A 15782-nucleotide genomic window follows, 5' to 3' on the forward strand; every position below is an offset into this window, starting at 1 on the left:
GGCTACGGCGGCCCGGACGACAGTTCCGCGAGGCCGGTGAGCCGGGGCAGATCCAGGATCGTGGTGGTCCGGTAGCCGGTCTTCAGCAGGACGTCCTTGCGCAGTTCGCTCAGCACCTTGTGGATGGTCGTCTCGGCGGCGCCGACCATCGTGGCCAGCTCCGGTTGTGTCAGCGAGCAGCCGATCTCCACTCCGTCGGCCCGGTCGGTTCCGTAGCAGTCGGCGAGTTCCACCAGCAGCCGGGCCAGCCGCACCCTCGCCGGATAGCCGCGGAAGTCGAGCCTCCGTCTGTTCGCCGAGCGCAGCCGGTTGGCGATGATCCCCGTAAGGGCCACAAAGATCTCGGGCCGGCTCAGCAACAGCTCCCGCAACGTGTCGGCGGAGATTCGCCGGGCCGTCAGCGGGCCGCAGGCGGTGACGGTAGCCGATCGCGGCGCGCCGTCCATGGCCGCCATCTCGCCCACGATGTCCCCGGCTGCCCGGACCGCGAGGAGCGAGGTCTGACCGTTCTCCACCGTCGCCGTGACCTTGACGACCCCGGACAGCAGCAGCAGGACGTGCCGGTCGTCCCACCCCTCTCTCAGCAGCACGTCGCCCGCGTCGAACCGGACCTCGGCTCCCCGTCCGAGCAATTCCCGCCGCGCCGGGAGCGGCAGCATCCCCAGCAGACTGCGCGCGGGCCACTCCTCGGGCCGGCCGTGAACAGCCACCGGCATCCCCCTGTCTTCCGGTCACAGGACATCATCATGCTGCTTCCCCGGAAAGGGTTCCGCCAGAGCAACCGCATGTGCCACCTCATCTCGACGGCCGCCTCGGCAACCATCTGCACCACCGAACGGCGAGCGGATGCGATTCTCCTCCAAGATCCTGCCGCCGTGGTGCCGCAACTCACCAAAGGTCGGTGCATGGGCTGTCGTCGGGGGACTTCGCCCCGGCGCTGGAGCAGTTCCTCGGTCCGGTGGCCGGGCTGTCGCCCGCGACCATGACACGGCTGACGAAGCAGTGGAGCGACGACCACGACGCTTTCCGCAGCGCGACCTCGCCGGCAGCAACTCCGTCGTGACCGCCGTCGGCGCGGCATGCGTGACCCGGAACTGGTCGTCGGTGACGGCACGATGGGGCTGTGGAAGGCGTTTCGGGAGGTGTTCCCAGCCGCCCGGCACCAGAGGTGCCGGGTTCACGGGGCCGGGATGTCACGACCACCCTGCCGAAGTCCGCACGGCCAGGCGCGACGAAGGCGACGCAGGAGATCTGCAATGCCGAGGACCGCGCGCATGAAGAACCTCATGAAGAACCTCATGAAGAACCTGCTGACAGGATCGACAGCGCCCTCACTCGGGTGCCGGTTGGAGCGGTCGGCCGCGCCGTCTGCAGTCCGACGCGATCCGAGTTCCTACCCAAGAAAGCTCAACCGCACCTCCCGCCGCGGGTTGTCGACGTTCGTATCGACCAGACAGACCGACTGCCACGTCCCCAGCGCCAGGCTGCCGCCGAGGACCGGAAGGGTTGCGTGTGGTGGGACGAGGGCGGGGAGGACGTGGTCGCGGCCGTGGCCGGGGGTGCCGTGGCGGTGGTGCCAGCGGTCGTCGGACAGGAGGAGGGTGCGGAGGGTGGCGAGGAGGTCGTCGTCGCTTCCGGCGCCGGTTTCCAGGATGGCGATGCCTGCGGTGGCGTGCGGGACGAAGACGTTGAGGAGACCGTCGCGGTCCGGGGCCACCTCCCGGAGGAAGGCTTCGCAGTCGGCGGTGAGGTCCGCGACGGTTTCGCGGGTGCCGGTGGTGATATTCAGGGTGCGGGTGGTGAATGCGGTGCTCATGTAGCCATTGTGGGGCGGGCATGGGGCGCTGTGCGGGAGGGTGTGGTCATCCAGCCGGACCCGGGGTGCGTGGTCGGTGGGCTCCCGGGAGTCTTCCCTGCATCCTCCCGCGGCCTCGGCAAACCCCGCCGCCTCGCCCCGCAATGTGTCCGCAATAAATATCCATCTGCCGAGACGGCGATTGACCCGCTCTCAAGAGCGCGGATACGTTCGGCCGCATGTTGACGCCAGCCTTGCTCACGACGCGCGGTCATATCGACCTGCTGCGAGTGACGTCCGCCGCGTGTCGTCGCGGCGGCATGCGGGGCTGTACCGCGATGCGGTGTTGCCGTGTTGCCCTGTTGCCTTGATGGCGGATTTGGGTCCGGCCGCGACTACGTCTGATGACGATCCGTCCACGCCTTACCTGAACTGACCGCAGAAATCTCCGGAAGCTCCAGAGGTTCCGGTAATTTCCGTTCACTTCTTCCCTCCTCACCAGCCGTCATCACGTGATTTCGCGGCATTTCCCATGACGGTTATTTCATGTCCCGATTTCCGGCGCATGTTTGGCGCCCAACAGCTCGTGATCAGCGATAGCGATTTCCTCCCCCGCTTCAGGCACGCCCTCCCCACAGGGGTGACGCCTTCTCCCCTCTCCAGGAGTTCCCGATGAGCATCCACCTCGATCAGACCGCCGCCGGACCGGCACCGCCTCATGGAAACGGTTTGCCCTCCGGCGGAAAGGGGGTGGCAACGGCGGCAGAACCCATCGCGCCTGCACCCGATGTGGAAGCGGTCGTCGCGGTCTCCGGGCGGCGGCGTGGAATTCCGCGCTGGCTGCGGCGGGCGGCAGGACCCGTGGCGCTACTGGCCTTCTGGCAGCTGGTCAGCGCCACGGGGCTGCTCCAGGAAGACGTTCTCGCCTCGCCCGGCAGCATCGCGCGTACCGGCGCGGGGCTCGTGGCGGACGGGACGCTGCCGTCGGCGATGGTGGTGTCGTTGCAACGGGTTGCCGTCGGGCTGCTGATCGGCGGGGCGGTCGGGGTCGTGCTGGCGTTGCTTTCCGGGCTTTCGCGGGTCGGGGAGGATCTGATCGATGCGACGGTACAGATGCTGCGGTCCATTCCGTGGGTCGGGGTCATTCCGCTCTTCATCATCTGGCTGGGTATCGGCGAGGCGCCGAAGATCGCGCTGATCGCATTGGGGGTCGCGTTCCACCTGTATCTGAATGTGTACGCCGGAATCCGTGGCGTGGACGCGCAATTGGTGGAGGCGGGTACGTCGCTGGGGCTCGGGCGGTGGGGGCTGGTGCGGCATGTGGTGCTGCCGGGTGCGTTGCCCGGTGCGATGACGGGGTTGCGGTATGCGCTGGCGACCGCCTGGCTGGCGTTGGTCTTCGGTGAGCAGGTGAATGCCGATGACGGGCTCGGCTTTCTGATGAATCAGGCCCGGGAATTCTTCCGTACCGATGTGATCGTGGTGTGCCTGGTGGTGTATGCGCTGCTCGGTCTGCTCGCCGATTTTCTCGTCCGCACGCTGGAAAGGCTGTTGCTGCAATGGCGACCGACATTCACCGGAAAGTGAGCCCCGGGCCGGCGGCGGCCGGACCGGACGAGGGCCGAGTGGCGGCCGTGCGGGCCCGTGGGCTGGTGCGGGAATTCGGCGGGCGGCGGGTGATCGACGATCTGGAGCTGACGCTGGAGCCGGGCGAATTCGTGGCGTTGCTGGGGCGCAGCGGATGCGGGAAGTCCACGCTGTTGCGGGTGCTGGCGGGGCTCGACCGGGAGATCGGCGGCGAGGTGTGGGTGCCGCGGCGGAAGGCGGTGGCGTTCCAGGCGCCGCGGCTGATGCCGTGGAAGAAGGTGTGGCGCAATGTGCTGCTGGGCCTGCCGGGGCGTCCCGAACGGGCCGTGGCGGAGCGCGCGTTGGCGGAGGTCGGGCTGGGGCACCGGTCCGACGCCTGGCCGCGGACGCTCTCCGGTGGTGAGGCGCAGCGTGCCTCGCTGGCCCGGGCGCTGGTGCGGGAGCCGGATCTGCTGCTGCTCGACGAGCCGTTCGGCGCGCTGGACGCGTTGACCCGGATCACGGCGCAGCGGCTGGTCGCGGAGGTGTGGCGGCAGCGGGGCTGCGCGGTGTTGCTGGTCACCCATGACGTGGACGAGGCGCTGCTGCTCGCGGACCGTGCGCTGGTGATGGAGGAGGGCCGGATCGCGTACGAGACGCCGGTGGCGCTGCCCCGGCCGCGGACACCGGCCGATCCCGGGTTCGCGGAGCTGCGTGCCCGGTTGCTGGACCGGCTCGGGGTGGCGGAGCCGGCGGGCGGCGGGGACACCGTCGCCGGGAGCGAGTCCGTCGCGGCGGGCGGGACGGAGCGATGACGGTGGCGGGAGAACGGAGCGGAGCGCTGAGGAGAGCAGGTGTGCGGCGGCTTGCCGGGTCCGTGCTGCTGGTGCCGCTCGTGGCGGTGCTGGCCGCCTGCGGCGGTGCGTCGCGGGCGGGCGGGTCGGCGGGCGGGGCCGGCGACGATGTCGACGGGAAGGGGTCGCTGACGCTCAACGTCGGGGATCAGAAGGGTGGTTCGGAGGCGATCTTGCGGGCCGCCGGGGAGCTGAAGGGGCTGACGTACCGGATCAAGTGGTCGACGTTCACGTCCGGGCCGCCGCTGCTGGAGGCGGTGAACGCGGGTGCGGTGGACATCGGCGGGGTGGGCAACACTCCCCCGGTCTTCGCCGCGGCGGCCAAGTCGAAGATCAAGGTCGTGGCGGGTGCGCACAGCCGTGCCGAGGGCGATGCGCTGCTGGTGCGCAAGGGGTCGCCGCTGACGCGGACCGCGCAGCTCAGGGGCAAGGCGATCGCGGTGGCGCAGGGCAGTTCGGCGCACTACCAACTCCTGGCGCAGCTGCGGAAGGCGGGCCTGTCGCCGAAGGACGTCACGCTGAACTACCTCCAGCCGGCCGATGCGCTGGCCGCGTTCACCCGCGGCAAGGTGGACGCCTGGGCGATCTGGGACCCGTACACCTCGCAGGCGCTGGATCAGGCCGGTGCGCGGGTGCTCGCCACCGGGCAGGGCGTGGTCAACGGTCTGAGTTTCCAGGTGGCGGCGCCCGCCGCGCTCGGTGACGCGAAGAAGGCCGCGGCGGTGCAGGACTACGTCGAGCGGCTGCGGCGGGCGCAGGACTGGGTGTACGCGCACCCGGACGCCTGGGCGCAGGTGTGGGCGCGGGAGACCGGTATGCCGCAGCGGGTGGCGCTGGCCGCGGTGAAACGCACCCGGGGCACGGCCGTGCAGGTCGCGCTGGACAAGGCCGCCGTCGCCTCCGAGCAGCGGATCGTCGACGCCTTCGCCCGCGAGGGGCTGATCCCCCGCTCCTTCGACTTCGGGGAGTTCGTCGACCCCCGTTTCAACCGCGGTCTGCCGCCTTCGGGTACGGCGCCGCGTTCCTACGGAAAGGCCCACTGACATGTCCGTACATCTGCATTGGTTCCTGCCGACCGGCGGCGACGGGCGCACCCTGGTCGACCGGCACGCCTATACCGACGGCGGCATCAAGCGTGACCGGATCACGCCGGTCAGCGGGGTGCGTGCGCCCGATGTCGAGTACCTCGCGCAGATCGCGAAGGCGGCCGAGCAGCTGGGGTTCGAGGCGGTGCTCACGCCGACCGGTACGTGGTGCGAGGACGCCTGGCTGACGACGACGGCTCTGACGCAGGTCACCGACCGGCTGAAGTTCCTGGTGGCGTTCCGGCCGGGGGTGATCTCGCCGGTGCTGGCCGCGCAGATGGCCGCGACGTACCAGCGGCTCTCGCGCGGGCGGCTGCTGCTGAACGTGGTGACCGGCGGCGACTCCACCGAGCAGAAGCGGTTCGGCGATCATCTCGACCACGATCGGCGCTATGCCCGCACCGATGAGTTCCTGCAGGTCGTACGGGGTGTGTGGAGCGGGAAGCCGTTCGACTTCCACGGGGAGCACTACCAGGTGGAGGGCGGGCTGACGGCGCTGCCGCCGGACCCGCTGCCGCAGATCTTCTTCGGCGGTTCGTCGGCGGCCGCGGGGCCGGTCGCCGCGCGGAACGTCGATGTGTACCTGACCTGGGGCGAGCCGCCGGAGCAGGTACGGCAGAAGATCGAGTGGATCCGGGGGCTGGCCGAGGAGGAGGGCCGCGAGGTCCGCTTCGGCATCCGGCTGCACACCATCTCCCGCGACTCGTCGAAGGAGGCGTGGGCGACCGCCGACCGGCTGCTCGGGGATCTGGATCCGGACACCGTGGCCGCCGCCCAGCAGGCTCTGGGCAGGAGCGAATCGGTGGGCCAGCAGCGGATGCTGGCGCTGCACGGCGGCTCCCGCGACAAGCTGGAGATCGCGCCGAACCTGTGGGCCGGTGTCGGTCTGGTCCGCGGCGGCGCCGGAACCGCGCTGGTCGGCAGCCATGCGGAGGTCGCCGACCGGATCGAGGAGTACCACGCGCTGGGCATCGAGCACTTCGTGCTGTCCGGCTATCCGCATCTGGAGGAGGCGTACTGGTTCGGTGAGGGCGTCCGGCCGGAGTTGGCGGCGCGGGGGCTGCTCGCCGGGATCCCGTCGCCGTCGGCGGGCGTGCCGGCGGCCAACGGCCGTCCGGCGTCCGCGCCCGGCGGGGCGCCGCTGCTGATCGCCGGCGGGCGCTGAGCCGTCGCCTTCCCGGGGCGGCCGGGTCCGTTCCGTCACATCGGTGACGCACGGGAAGATCCGGCCGCCCCGGGCCGTTGGTGCGGGCATGAACGACAGCGGTGGGCCGGGCGCGGTGCGCGAGGTCGAGGTGACGGTGATCGGCGCAGGTCAGGCGGGGTTGTCCGCCGCCTTCCACCTGCGGCGGGCGGGGTATGTGCCCGACCGCGACACCGTGCTGCTCGACCATGCGCCGCAGCCCGGCGGCGCCTGGCAGTTCCGCTGGCCGACGCTGACGTACGCGAAGGTGCACGGGATGCACGCCTTGCCGGGCATGGAGCTGACCGGTGCGGATCCGGCGCGCCCGTCGGCGGAGGTGATCGGCGGCTACTTCGCCCGCTACGAGGAGCGCTTCGGGCTGCGTCCGCACCGGCCGGTCGAGGTGTCGGCGGTGCGGCCGGGCCCCGGTGAGCGTCTGCTGGTGGCGACGTCGGAGGGGACGTATGCGGCGCGGGGGCTGATCAGCGCGACGGGCACCTGGGACCGCCCGTTCCTGCCGCGCCTGCCGGGCCAGGAGGTGTTCCGGGGGTGGCAGTTGCACAGTGCGCGGTATCCGGGGCCGGAGGCGTTCCGGGGGCGGCGGGTCGTGGTGGTCGGCGGGGGCACGTCGGCGGTGCAGCAGTTGCTGGAGATCGCGCCGGTGGCGGCGGCCACGGTCTGGGTGACGCGGCGGCCGCCGGTCTTCCGGGACGGGCCGTTCGGCGAGGCGGAGGGCCGGGCGGCGGTCGCGGCGGTGGAGCGCCGGGTCCGCGAGGGGCTGCCGCCGCGCAGCGTGGTGAGCGTGACGGGCCTGCCGATGACGGAGGCGATGCGCCGGGCGCGCGCGGACGGGGTGCTGCGGCGGCTGCCGATGTTCGAGCGGATCACCGAGGACGAGGTGGTCTGGGCGGATGGGAGCACCTTCGCCGCCGATGTCCTGCTGTACGCGACGGGCTTCCGCCCGTCGATCGGCCATCTCGCGCCGCTGCGGCTGCGGGAGGCGGGCGGCGGCATCCGCCTGGCGGGCACGCGGGCGGTGCGCGATCCGCGGGTGCATCTGGTGGGGTACGGGCCGTCGGCGAGCACGATCGGGGCGAACCGTGCGGGGCGGGCGGCCGTCCACGACCTGGGACTGCTGCTCGGTGGCCCGCCGGGTCCGTCCGGGGAGGGCGCCCGCGGCCCCCGGACGGAGGACGGCGCCGCCCCGGGAAGGGAACACACGAACGCGGGATCGAGTGTTCGCCAGAAGGCGTGATCCATCCCGAAAGTGGTTACTTGGGCATCGCGCGCCGGGTCATGATTACGGGGCGCAAGTGAGGGGCTGCAGACCGTCACAGCGCCTCCGGTCGACATCCCTTGCTGGGCCGGAGAGTTGGTCCCACGTACATACGCACAAGGAGAAACACCTCGATGGACATCCTCACCAACCTGCTCGCCGGCATCGTCCACCTCGTGGGTTGGCTCGTCTGACGGATCGCACCCCGGCGCCGCTCCTCCCCGTCCCAGGGAGGGGCGGCGCCTTCGTGTGCGCGGAAGCGGGGAGCGCCGGTCCGTGACGTGGTGCCCGGCGCTCCCTGCGTCTGCGGGGCCACCCCTGCGTGCCCCGGCCGGGCCCGCGCCGAGACGGGAGCCGTGTGACGGGCCCGTCGTCACCTGCGTTCAGAGCCGGAAGGTCCGTGCGACGAAGGTCTGCCCGGCGGCCGACGGCCAGGACCACCAGCTCTGGTCCGCCTGCAGGGCGGGCGCGCCGGCCTCCCGGGGCAGGCCGGTCGCGGTGGCCACCACACGGAGCGGCAGCGGGCCCGTCCCACGGGCACGGATGACCAGGTCGAGCCCGCCGGCGGGCGGCCCGGAACAGGTGAAGCCCCAGCCCCAGCCGGACTTCGGCCGCCCGGGGCCGCCGGCGAGCCGGGCACCTTGAACGGTGGCGTCCAGGATCCGGTGGGCACCGGTAGCGGCGTGGACGTCGAGGCTGTGCGCGGTGGCGGGGGCCTGGATCCGGACCCGGACCGTCCGCACGCCGTGCGCCTCGGTGGCGGAGACGGTCTCGGTGCGCGCGGCGTCCAGGTGGACGGGCCGGGCCGGTCCGTTCGCGAGGGCGGTGTCGCCCACGGACGGGGAGGGGAAGCGGTCGTCGAAGCGTTCCGGGTCCTCGGTGAGGAGCGCGCCGACGGCGGGCTGGGAGGCGTCGCTCTCACTGATCCAGGTGGCCCGGCCCCGGTCGGCATCGAGTCCGTAGGCGAGGCTGAGCGGCCGGGGCCCGTCGGCGCTGTAGCCGTCGAGGGCCGCGCCCGCCCCCAGCGTGCCCGCGCCCGCCACGGCCACCGCGAGCATCCCGGCGGTGAGCGCCCGGTGTGCGGGCAGCGGCTCCAGGAGACTCAGCGACACGGCCATGAGCAGCGCCCCGAGGACCAGCGGGGCGGCGGTGGACGACAGCCCCATGGCGGGCAGCAGCAGAAGCGCGAGCGGCAGGAGGAGCGCCAGGGCCGGCAGGGCGGTCAGCGCCGCGCCCGCCGCCCGCCACGGGGAGTCCGCGGGCGCCAGGCGAAGCGTCACGGCGACCACCGCCACCCCGATGAGCGCCGGCCAGGTGAAGAGGTGGGCGCCCGCGGGCAACACCACCGCGGCGGCCACGCCGAGCAGCGCGAACCAGGCGAGCACCCCCACCGTGGCCTCCAGCGCCGACACAGCGCGCCGGGCCCAGCGGTACCAGGCGACGAGCAGCACCAGAAGCAGCAGCGCCTCACCCCACGCGTACCGGCCCAGGTGGTAGACGCCGCCCTCGCTGAGCGCGAAGTCCGGCCGGGCCAGGCCCAGCACCCACCAGCCGGCCGCACCGATCCCCGCCGCGCCGGCCAGGACCAGCGGGAAGGCCGCGGCGGCCCGGGCGACCCTGCGCGGGGACAGCGCGCGCCGCCGGCCGAACCGCAGCAGCAGCGGCACGGCGAGGGCGGCGAGCAGGGCGAGCGGCAGATTCAGCCGGGCGGGGTACGACACGAGCGTGCCGAACACGGAGAAGTAGGTGGCGTCCCGGCCGCTCTCCGAGAGGCCCGCACCGGCGAGTTGACGGGTCGCGCCGAGTGCCGCGTCCCCCATGTCCTGCACGCTCGCGCGGTCGAGCCGGGCGAGGTCGTCGTGGGGGGCGTGATAGTGCCCGGCCCCTTCCATGAAGGCGAAGTTGATGCGCGCATACCGGCGTCGGCGAAGGTCGTCAGGTCGGTGTCGTTGGGCAGCGTGTCGTAGAGCGCGGCCGCCGGCGACGTGGTGAGCGCGCCGGAGGCCCGCACGGCGGGCGTCAGGCCGGTGCCCGCCATCTGGAACATCATGGCGGGCCCGCCGGAGCCCCGGCCCTCCATGTTCACCACGGCGGTCCGCCCGGGGCCGGCGCCGCGGTGCGCGGCGGCCTCGGCGTCGACGAACGCCTGCGAGCCGAGCAGCCCCGGCTCCTCGCCGTCGGTGAGGAGGAACTCGACGTCGTCGCGGGGCCGCGGCCCGGCCTGGAGGACGCGCGCGATCTCCAGGATCGCGGCGACGGCGGCCCCGTCGTCGGTGGCGCCCGGGGCGGTCGGCACCGAGTCGTAGTGGGCGACGAGGAGGACGCGGCCGGTGGGCTCCGTGCCGGGGATCTTTGCGTGGACGTCGGCCACGGACCCGAGGACGGCCGGGTTCTCCTCGCTGCGGGCGGGGGCGACCCGGGTCCGGCTCCCGGGCGTCAGCCCCAGCTTCCGTAACTCGGCGACGAGATACCGCCGTACGTCCGCCTGTGCGGCCGACCCCGTCGGGTGCGGGACCTTCGCGATGGTCTCCAGCCGGGCGGCCGCACGGGCCGCCGAGAAGTCACCGGCGGGCGCGGAGGCCGGCCGGGGGTCGGGGGTGCGCAGGGGCAGTACGGCCGCGATGCCGGTGAGCAACAGCAGCAGAGCGGCGACCAGAGCCGGTGTCCGCCGGCGCGTCGTGGTCAGAACTTGCACGGAGGTACCTCATAGGAAGGAGCAAGGGCGACGCACGAGGAGCCGCGTCGATGGGGGCCGGTCCGCGGCCGTGCGGTGTGACCGGCGTGATCGCCGGGCCGGGACCGGTCACCGCCCCGGACGCGGCGCGGGACGGCGGAGTTGCCCGGACCGGTCGTGATGCCGTGCGGAGCGGTGCCGTCGAGGCGGATGCGTCCGGGCGGGCCACAACGGCCGGACGAACGGGTGGGGTTGGCGCGCTGCGGCGGTGCGGCCCGGGAGGACGTCCGTCCTGCCGGGCCGCACCGCTCCGTCATCTGCGGACGTTCAGCGAATGCCCTGCCAGAGTTCCTTCTCCGGCCCGTCCGCCGTCGTCGTGAGGGTCCATTCGGCGCCGATCCGTTGCACCACGGAGGTCTCGGGTGTGCAGCGCGGCCAGCCCGGATCGCCGTCCCGGGCGAAGGCGACCCAGCTCGCGTGCATGCGCGCGGCCAGCTCACGTACGGCCTCGTCGTCCTGCCGGACATCGAGCACCCCGTAGTCCACGCGGCCGATGTTGTCGAACATGAAGGGGAGTTCGAGGCCGTGGCAGGCGCCGAGCGTGCCGTCGTATCCGGGAGAGCGCCAGGTGAACTCGTAGCGCCAGGTGCCGCCCGGATGCGGGGCGTGTGCCTCGACGAGGCGCGCGGTCGGCACCGCGAACATGTAGTCCGTACCGATGGCGCTGAGGAGTTCGAGCGGGGTGCTGCCCCGGCCGGCGCCGCGGTAGGCGTCGAGGAGGGCGGCCGGGTCGGGGTGCAGCGTGCGGGCCGCGGCCTGCAGGAGCGGCTCGGTCGTCTCCGGGGAGGGCAGCGCGACGAGATAGAGGTGCATCTCCTCGCTGTTCGACCCGGCGAGCACGTCGACGCCGGCGGCGGCGCCGGCCCGGACCGCGTCGACGGGCTGCTCGGTGAGCAGATCGCCGTCGATCACCGGGCCGAGCTTCGTCAGTCCCATCAGGGGGTCGCGCCCGCCGTCCGCGGTGGGTTCGAACGGAGCCCCGCCGAGCTGCATCACCGCCTCGACGAGAGTCTCGTCGGGGACCGCCGCGAAGCCCTCGACCGTCGCGGGCACCCCGAGCTGCCCGGCGAGCTGCGCGGTCACCCGCTCGGCCTGCGCGACGGGCATCGCCTGCGAGGCGCCGCCGCTCTGGACGATCGCTCGGCGGAACAGGCCCGCCGGGGCGGCGGCGAGCAGCGCACCCACGCAGAGCGCGCCCGCGGACTCGCCGAAGACCGTGACGGCGTCCGGATCGCCGCCGAAGGCCGCGATGTGCTCGCGCACCCACTCAAGCGCGGCGATCTGATCGCGCAGCCCGCGGTTGTCCGGCGCGTCCGGCAGGTGCAGGAAACCCGGCACGCCGAGCCGGTAGTTGACCGTCACCAGCACCACGCCGTCCTGGGCGAAGCGGGTGCCGTCGTAGCTGACGTCCCGGCCTGAGCCGCCGGTGAACGAGCCGCCGTGGAGGAACACCATCACCGGCAGGCCGCCCGCGGCGCCCTCCGGGGTCCAGACGTTGAGGTTGAGGTAGTCCTCGCCGCGTATCCAGCCGGCGCCGAAGATCACGCTCAGGTCGGGCAGCCCGGGGATGCCGGCGAGGTCGAACTGCGGCGCGGTCGGGCCGAAGGCACGCGCGTCGAACTCGCCCGTCCAGTCGGCGGGCCGCGGCGCCGCGAAGCGGTCCGCACCCGTCGGCGCGGCGGCGTACGGGATGCCCCGGAAGACCCGGACCCCTTCCGCCGCGGTGCCCCTGACCGACCGCGCACCGATGTGGACGACCGGTTCCACCGTCACGTCCCTTCCTGCTGATGAGCCATTACCTTGCCCGGATTGAAGATCCGGTGGGGATCCAGTGCGTCCTTGACGGCCCGGTGGAGTGCGAGCACGGCGGGGCCGGCCTCGGTGCCGAAGCCGTCCCGTTTGAGCAGCCCGACCCCGTGCTCGCCGGTCACCGTCCCGCCGAGTTCCAGCGCGGCGGCGATGATGTCCTCGAACGCGGCCTGGGCGCGCCGTTTCGCGGCCTCGTCGCCGGGCCGGGTGATCAGCAGCGGGTGGAGGTTGCCGTCGCCGGCGTGGGCGATGTTGGCGATCAGGGTGTCGTGGCGGGCCGCGGCCTCCTCGATGCGGGCCAGCATCTCGGGCACCGCGGCCTTCGGCACACAGACGTCCTCGGTCAGCACCGGGCCCAGGCGTTCGAGCGCCGGGTAGGCCAGGCGCCGCGCCTCGAACAGCGCGTCGGCCTCGTACCGGTCGGTCGAGCGCACCGCGAACGTCGCCCCCGCCCGCTCGAAGCAGGCCACCATCGCGTCCGCCTCCGCCTCGCCGGCCGGGCCCGCGCTGTCGGTCCGGCCGAGCAGCAGCACATCGGCCTCGGTCGACAGCCCCATGTGCTTCCACTCGTCGACGGCGGCCAGGCAGTGCCGGTCGACGAGTTCCAGCGCGGAGGGCATCAGTCCCGCCTCGGCGACGGCGGCGACCGCGTGCCCGGCGTCGACCACCGACGAGAAGTGGCCCGCGACCGTGTGCTCGGACTCCCGCGCCGGGCGCAGCCGGACGGTGATCTCGGTGATGATGCCGAGCGTGCCCTCGGAGCCGACCATGAGCCCGGCCAGGTCGTAGCCCGCGACGCCCTTGGCGGTGCGGCGGCCGACGCGCACCAGCTCGCCCGTCCCGGTCACGAACTGCAGGCCGAGCACGTAGTCGCGGGTGACGCCGTACTTGACGCAGCACAGGCCGCCCGCGTTGGTCGCGACGTTGCCGCCGAGCGTCGACCACGGTGCGCTCGCCGGATCCGGCGGGTACCACAGGCCGTGCTCGGAGCAGGCCGCGCGCAGGTGGTCGTTGACGACCCCCGGCTCGACCACCGCGAGCCGCTCGCGCGCGTCGATCTCCTTGATCGCCGTCATCGCCTCGGTGGACACGACGACGCAGTCCTCGATCGCGTTCGCCCCGCCGGACAGTCCGGTGCCCGCGCCGCGCGGCACGATCGGGGCGCCGAGCCGCAGGCAGACCTGGACGACGTGGCGCACCTCCTCGGCGGTGCGCGGCCGGACCACCGCCGCGGGGGTGCCGTAGGGCGCCCATTCGGCCTCGTCATGGGCGTAGCCCGCGACCACGGCGGGGTCGGTGAGCATCCGGCCCGCGGGCAGGCCCCGGGCCAGTTCACCGGTCAGCTCGCGCCGCCACACTTCGTTGCGCATGCGTCGACGCTAGCCGCGCCGGATCACCCGGCTCAATGGCTGAACCGGCTACCATTCCCGGTGGTCAATGGATGGAGCGTCCACTGATGGATGAGTCGTGGCTGGACCTGTTGCTGCGCGACGCGGCGCCGGACGAATTGCAGCGGCACGGCGACGCCCTGGCCCGGACACGGGGCCCCGAGGCGGCCGACCGCGAGACCGCGCAGGCGCTGCGCCTCGCCATGGAGCTGCGGCAGCAGGCGCAGCGGGCGGCCGAGCTGGCCGCGCTCAACGAGATCGCGATCCGGTTGGCCACCTTCCAGGCGCCGGACGACATGCTCCCGGAGATCGTCGGCCAGGCACGCCGGTTGCTCGACGTCGACCTGGCCTACCTCGGTCTGATCGAGGACGGGCACCTGCGGCTGAAGGTCACCAGCGGCGCGTTCACCCCGGGACTGGCCGGCGTCGTGATCCCGCTGTCGGTCGGGCTGACCGGTGAGGTGATCGAGCACGCCGCACCCCGCTGGACGGCGGACTACCGGCGGGAGCGGCGTTTCCGTCACGACGAGAGCGCGGACACCGCGGCGCGCGCCGAGAACATGCGCGGGCTGCTCGGGGTTCCGCTGCATCTGCGCGGCCGCGTCCTGGGCGCCCTGTTCGCGGGCAAGCGGCAGGAGCGGGACTTCACCGAACACGAGGCGACCTTGCTGTCGGCGCTGGCGGCGCACGCGGCCAGCGCGATCGAGAAGGCCACCGCCATGGGCACGCTCAACGCCGCCAACGACCAGCTCGCGCGCCGCACCGAGGAGCTGGAGCAGACGCTGCGCTGGGACCAGCGGCTGACGCGGGTGGTGCTCGGCGGCGGCGGGGTCGAGGAGCTGCTCACCGAGATCGGCTCGATGACGAGCGGGGAGGTTCGCTTCGTCCCGGAACCCGAACCGCCGGCGCACTCCGCGACCACGGGGCAGCCGGTCGTGGCGGGGGAACGGCGCTTCGGCGCGCTCGTCCTCGACGGCGAGCCCGCGCCCGACGACCGGCTGCTGCTCGAACGGGCCGCCCCGGCGCTCGCGCTCGCGCTGGTCGCCGAGCAGGCGGTGGCCGAGGCGTCCCGGCACACCCGCGCGGCGCACCTCGTCGACCTGCTCACCACGGCGTCGGATCGCCCGCGCGCCCTGCGCCGGGCGGGGCTGGACGCACAGGCGCCGTACGCGGTGCTCGTCGTCGCGCCCGCCTCCGCACGGGCGCACGTCGAGCGGGCCTCGTCGCTGGCGGGCGCGGTCGTCGCCGAGCACGGCGGTCAGCTGCTCGTCGTGGCCCCCGCCGATCCCGACACGGTCCGACGGGAGTGGCCGCGCGGCGCGGGCGCCCCGACAGCCGGGGTCGCCGGGCCCGCCCGCGGGCAGGAGGAGCTGCGGCGCTGCTTCCACGAGGCACGCCAGACGCTCAGTGCGCTGAAAACGCTGGGGCGCACCGGCGAGGCCGCCACCGCCGGACAGCTCGGGCTCTACCGCATCCTGCTCGGCCACACCGGGCGACGCGACCTGGACCAGGCGTTCGACGATGTGCTGGGCCCCGTGCGGGCCGAGCAGCAACGCGGCGCGGTGCCACTGCTGGAGACGCTGCGCGCGTTCCTGGACCACGGCCGCCGTCCCCGTCCGGCGGCCACCGCACTCGCGATCCACGTGAACACGCTCTACCAGCGTCTGGCGACCGTGGACCGCCTGCTCGGCGAGGGCTGGCGCACTCCGGAGAGGGCACTGGAACTGCAGATGCTGCTCCACCTCAAGACGGCGAGTGACGCACTGGACGCGACGGAGGGGTGAGGCACCGCCCGGCATCGGACCCCGGCCCGCGAGCAGTCCGGTCCGGGCCCGTGCGCACCACGCGCCCAGGCCCAGGAGCAGCACGCCCCTGCGACGTACCCGTCGGCTCCCCAGTCCCATGGTGCGTCCGGCTCCCGCCCCGTAGTGGACGAGGCGCTGGCCGACGCCGTACGTCACAAGCCTCAGCACGGCGAGTTCTGCGCCACACGCGCCCTAACGTCGCCGAGCGCTGTTTCAACCAACTCAAAGGCTTCCGTGGCATCGCCACCAGATACGGCAAGACCGCTGCCTCCTACGAGGCAGCGGCC

General features: G+C 73.2%; 11 protein-coding genes and 1 pseudogene. 7 read left to right on the plus strand and 5 right to left on the minus strand.

What is annotated here, in order from left to right; all coding sequences use genetic code 11:
- Positions 1–2: 2 nt before the first annotated feature.
- Positions 3–710 carry a Crp/Fnr family transcriptional regulator gene (locus ABT345_RS09235; protein ID WP_345087747.1) on the minus strand — a complete coding sequence of 236 codons (708 nt, stop codon included), beginning with the start codon at positions 708–710 and terminating at the stop codon, positions 3–5.
- Positions 711–837: 127 nt separating this feature from the next.
- On the opposite strand from ABT345_RS09235, the pseudogene ABT345_RS09240 reads away from it, so the two are divergent.
- Positions 838–1306 (plus strand): annotated as a pseudogene (locus tag ABT345_RS09240) (transposase); the annotation flags it as partial.
- Positions 1307–1393: 87 nt separating this feature from the next.
- Here the strand turns inward: ABT345_RS09240 and ABT345_RS09245 are convergent.
- Positions 1394–1816, minus strand: coding sequence for a YjbQ family protein (locus ABT345_RS09245; RefSeq protein ID WP_345087749.1), 423 nt, complete (start codon positions 1814–1816; stop codon positions 1394–1396).
- 651 nt (positions 1817–2467) lie between these two features.
- Here ABT345_RS09245 and ABT345_RS09250 point away from each other — a divergent pair.
- The 5 genes from ABT345_RS09250 (at position 2468) to ABT345_RS09270 (ending at position 7738) form a co-directional block, all read left to right on the plus strand.
- On the plus strand, positions 2468–3382 hold the full coding sequence (locus tag ABT345_RS09250) for an ABC transporter permease (protein ID WP_345087751.1): 915 nt from the start codon (positions 2468–2470) through the stop codon (positions 3380–3382).
- Positions 3355–4176, plus strand: a complete 822-nt coding sequence (locus ABT345_RS09255; RefSeq protein WP_345087753.1) for an ABC transporter ATP-binding protein — start codon at positions 3355–3357, stop codon at positions 4174–4176. Before ABT345_RS09250 ends, ABT345_RS09255 begins: the two co-directional genes overlap by 28 nt.
- A gap of 41 nt (positions 4177–4217) precedes the next feature.
- Entirely contained in the window at positions 4218–5258 is a 1041-nt protein-coding gene (locus ABT345_RS09260; protein WP_345087755.1) for an ABC transporter substrate-binding protein, read from the plus strand.
- A 1-nt stretch (position 5259) separates the two neighbouring features.
- Complete coding sequence (locus ABT345_RS09265; protein ID WP_345087758.1) at positions 5260–6465, plus strand: LLM class flavin-dependent oxidoreductase; 1206 nt, start codon at positions 5260–5262, stop codon at positions 6463–6465.
- An 88-nt stretch (positions 6466–6553) separates the two neighbouring features.
- On the plus strand, positions 6554–7738 hold the full coding sequence (locus ABT345_RS09270; RefSeq protein ID WP_345087761.1) for an NAD(P)-binding domain-containing protein: 1185 nt from the start codon (positions 6554–6556) through the stop codon (positions 7736–7738).
- 1720 nt (positions 7739–9458) lie between these two features.
- Here the strand turns inward: ABT345_RS09270 and ABT345_RS09275 are convergent.
- The 3 genes from ABT345_RS09275 to ABT345_RS09285 form a co-directional block, all read right to left on the minus strand.
- Positions 9459–10454: a M20/M25/M40 family metallo-hydrolase gene (locus ABT345_RS09275; RefSeq protein WP_345087763.1), complete on the minus strand. Its 996-nt coding sequence runs from the start codon at positions 10452–10454 to the stop codon at positions 9459–9461.
- Positions 10455–10760: 306 nt separating this feature from the next.
- Positions 10761–12266 (minus strand): carboxylesterase/lipase family protein, encoded by a 1506-nt coding sequence (locus ABT345_RS09280; protein ID WP_345087765.1) that lies wholly within the window; start codon positions 12264–12266, stop codon positions 10761–10763.
- Positions 12263–13672 (minus strand): FAD-binding oxidoreductase, encoded by a 1410-nt coding sequence (locus tag ABT345_RS09285; RefSeq protein ID WP_345087767.1) that lies wholly within the window; start codon positions 13670–13672, stop codon positions 12263–12265. Before ABT345_RS09285 ends, ABT345_RS09280 begins: the two co-directional genes overlap by 4 nt.
- 86 nt (positions 13673–13758) lie before the next feature.
- On the opposite strand from ABT345_RS09285, the gene ABT345_RS09290 reads away from it, so the two are divergent.
- On the plus strand, positions 13759–15474 hold the full coding sequence (locus ABT345_RS09290) for a helix-turn-helix domain-containing protein (RefSeq protein WP_345087769.1): 1716 nt from the start codon (positions 13759–13761) through the stop codon (positions 15472–15474).
- The last annotated feature ends 308 nt before the right edge of the window (positions 15475–15782 follow it).

The sequence above is a fragment of the Streptomyces sp. NPDC000404 genome (assembly GCF_040300365.1).
Taxonomy (GTDB): Bacteria; Actinomycetota; Actinomycetes; order Streptomycetales; family Streptomycetaceae; genus Streptomyces; species Streptomyces ramulosus.

Bases quoted from the DNA above. Each gene is read 5' to 3' on its own strand.
- ABT345_RS09245 (WP_345087749.1), bottom strand. From the start codon at position 1,816: ATGAGCACCGCATTCACCACCCGCACCCTGAATATCACCACCGGCACC.
- ABT345_RS09250 (WP_345087751.1), top strand. From the start codon at position 2,468: ATGAGCATCCACCTCGATCAGACCGCCGCCGGACCGGCACCGCCTCAT.
- ABT345_RS09255 (WP_345087753.1), top strand. From the start codon at position 3,355: ATGGCGACCGACATTCACCGGAAAGTGAGCCCCGGGCCGGCGGCGGCC.
- ABT345_RS09265 (WP_345087758.1), top strand. From the start codon at position 5,260: ATGTCCGTACATCTGCATTGGTTCCTGCCGACCGGCGGCGACGGGCGC.
- ABT345_RS09270 (WP_345087761.1), top strand. From the start codon at position 6,554: ATGAACGACAGCGGTGGGCCGGGCGCGGTGCGCGAGGTCGAGGTGACG.
- ABT345_RS09285 (WP_345087767.1), bottom strand. From the start codon at position 13,672: ATGCGCAACGAAGTGTGGCGGCGCGAGCTGACCGGTGAACTGGCCCGG.
- ABT345_RS09290 (WP_345087769.1), top strand. From the start codon at position 13,759: ATGGATGAGTCGTGGCTGGACCTGTTGCTGCGCGACGCGGCGCCGGAC.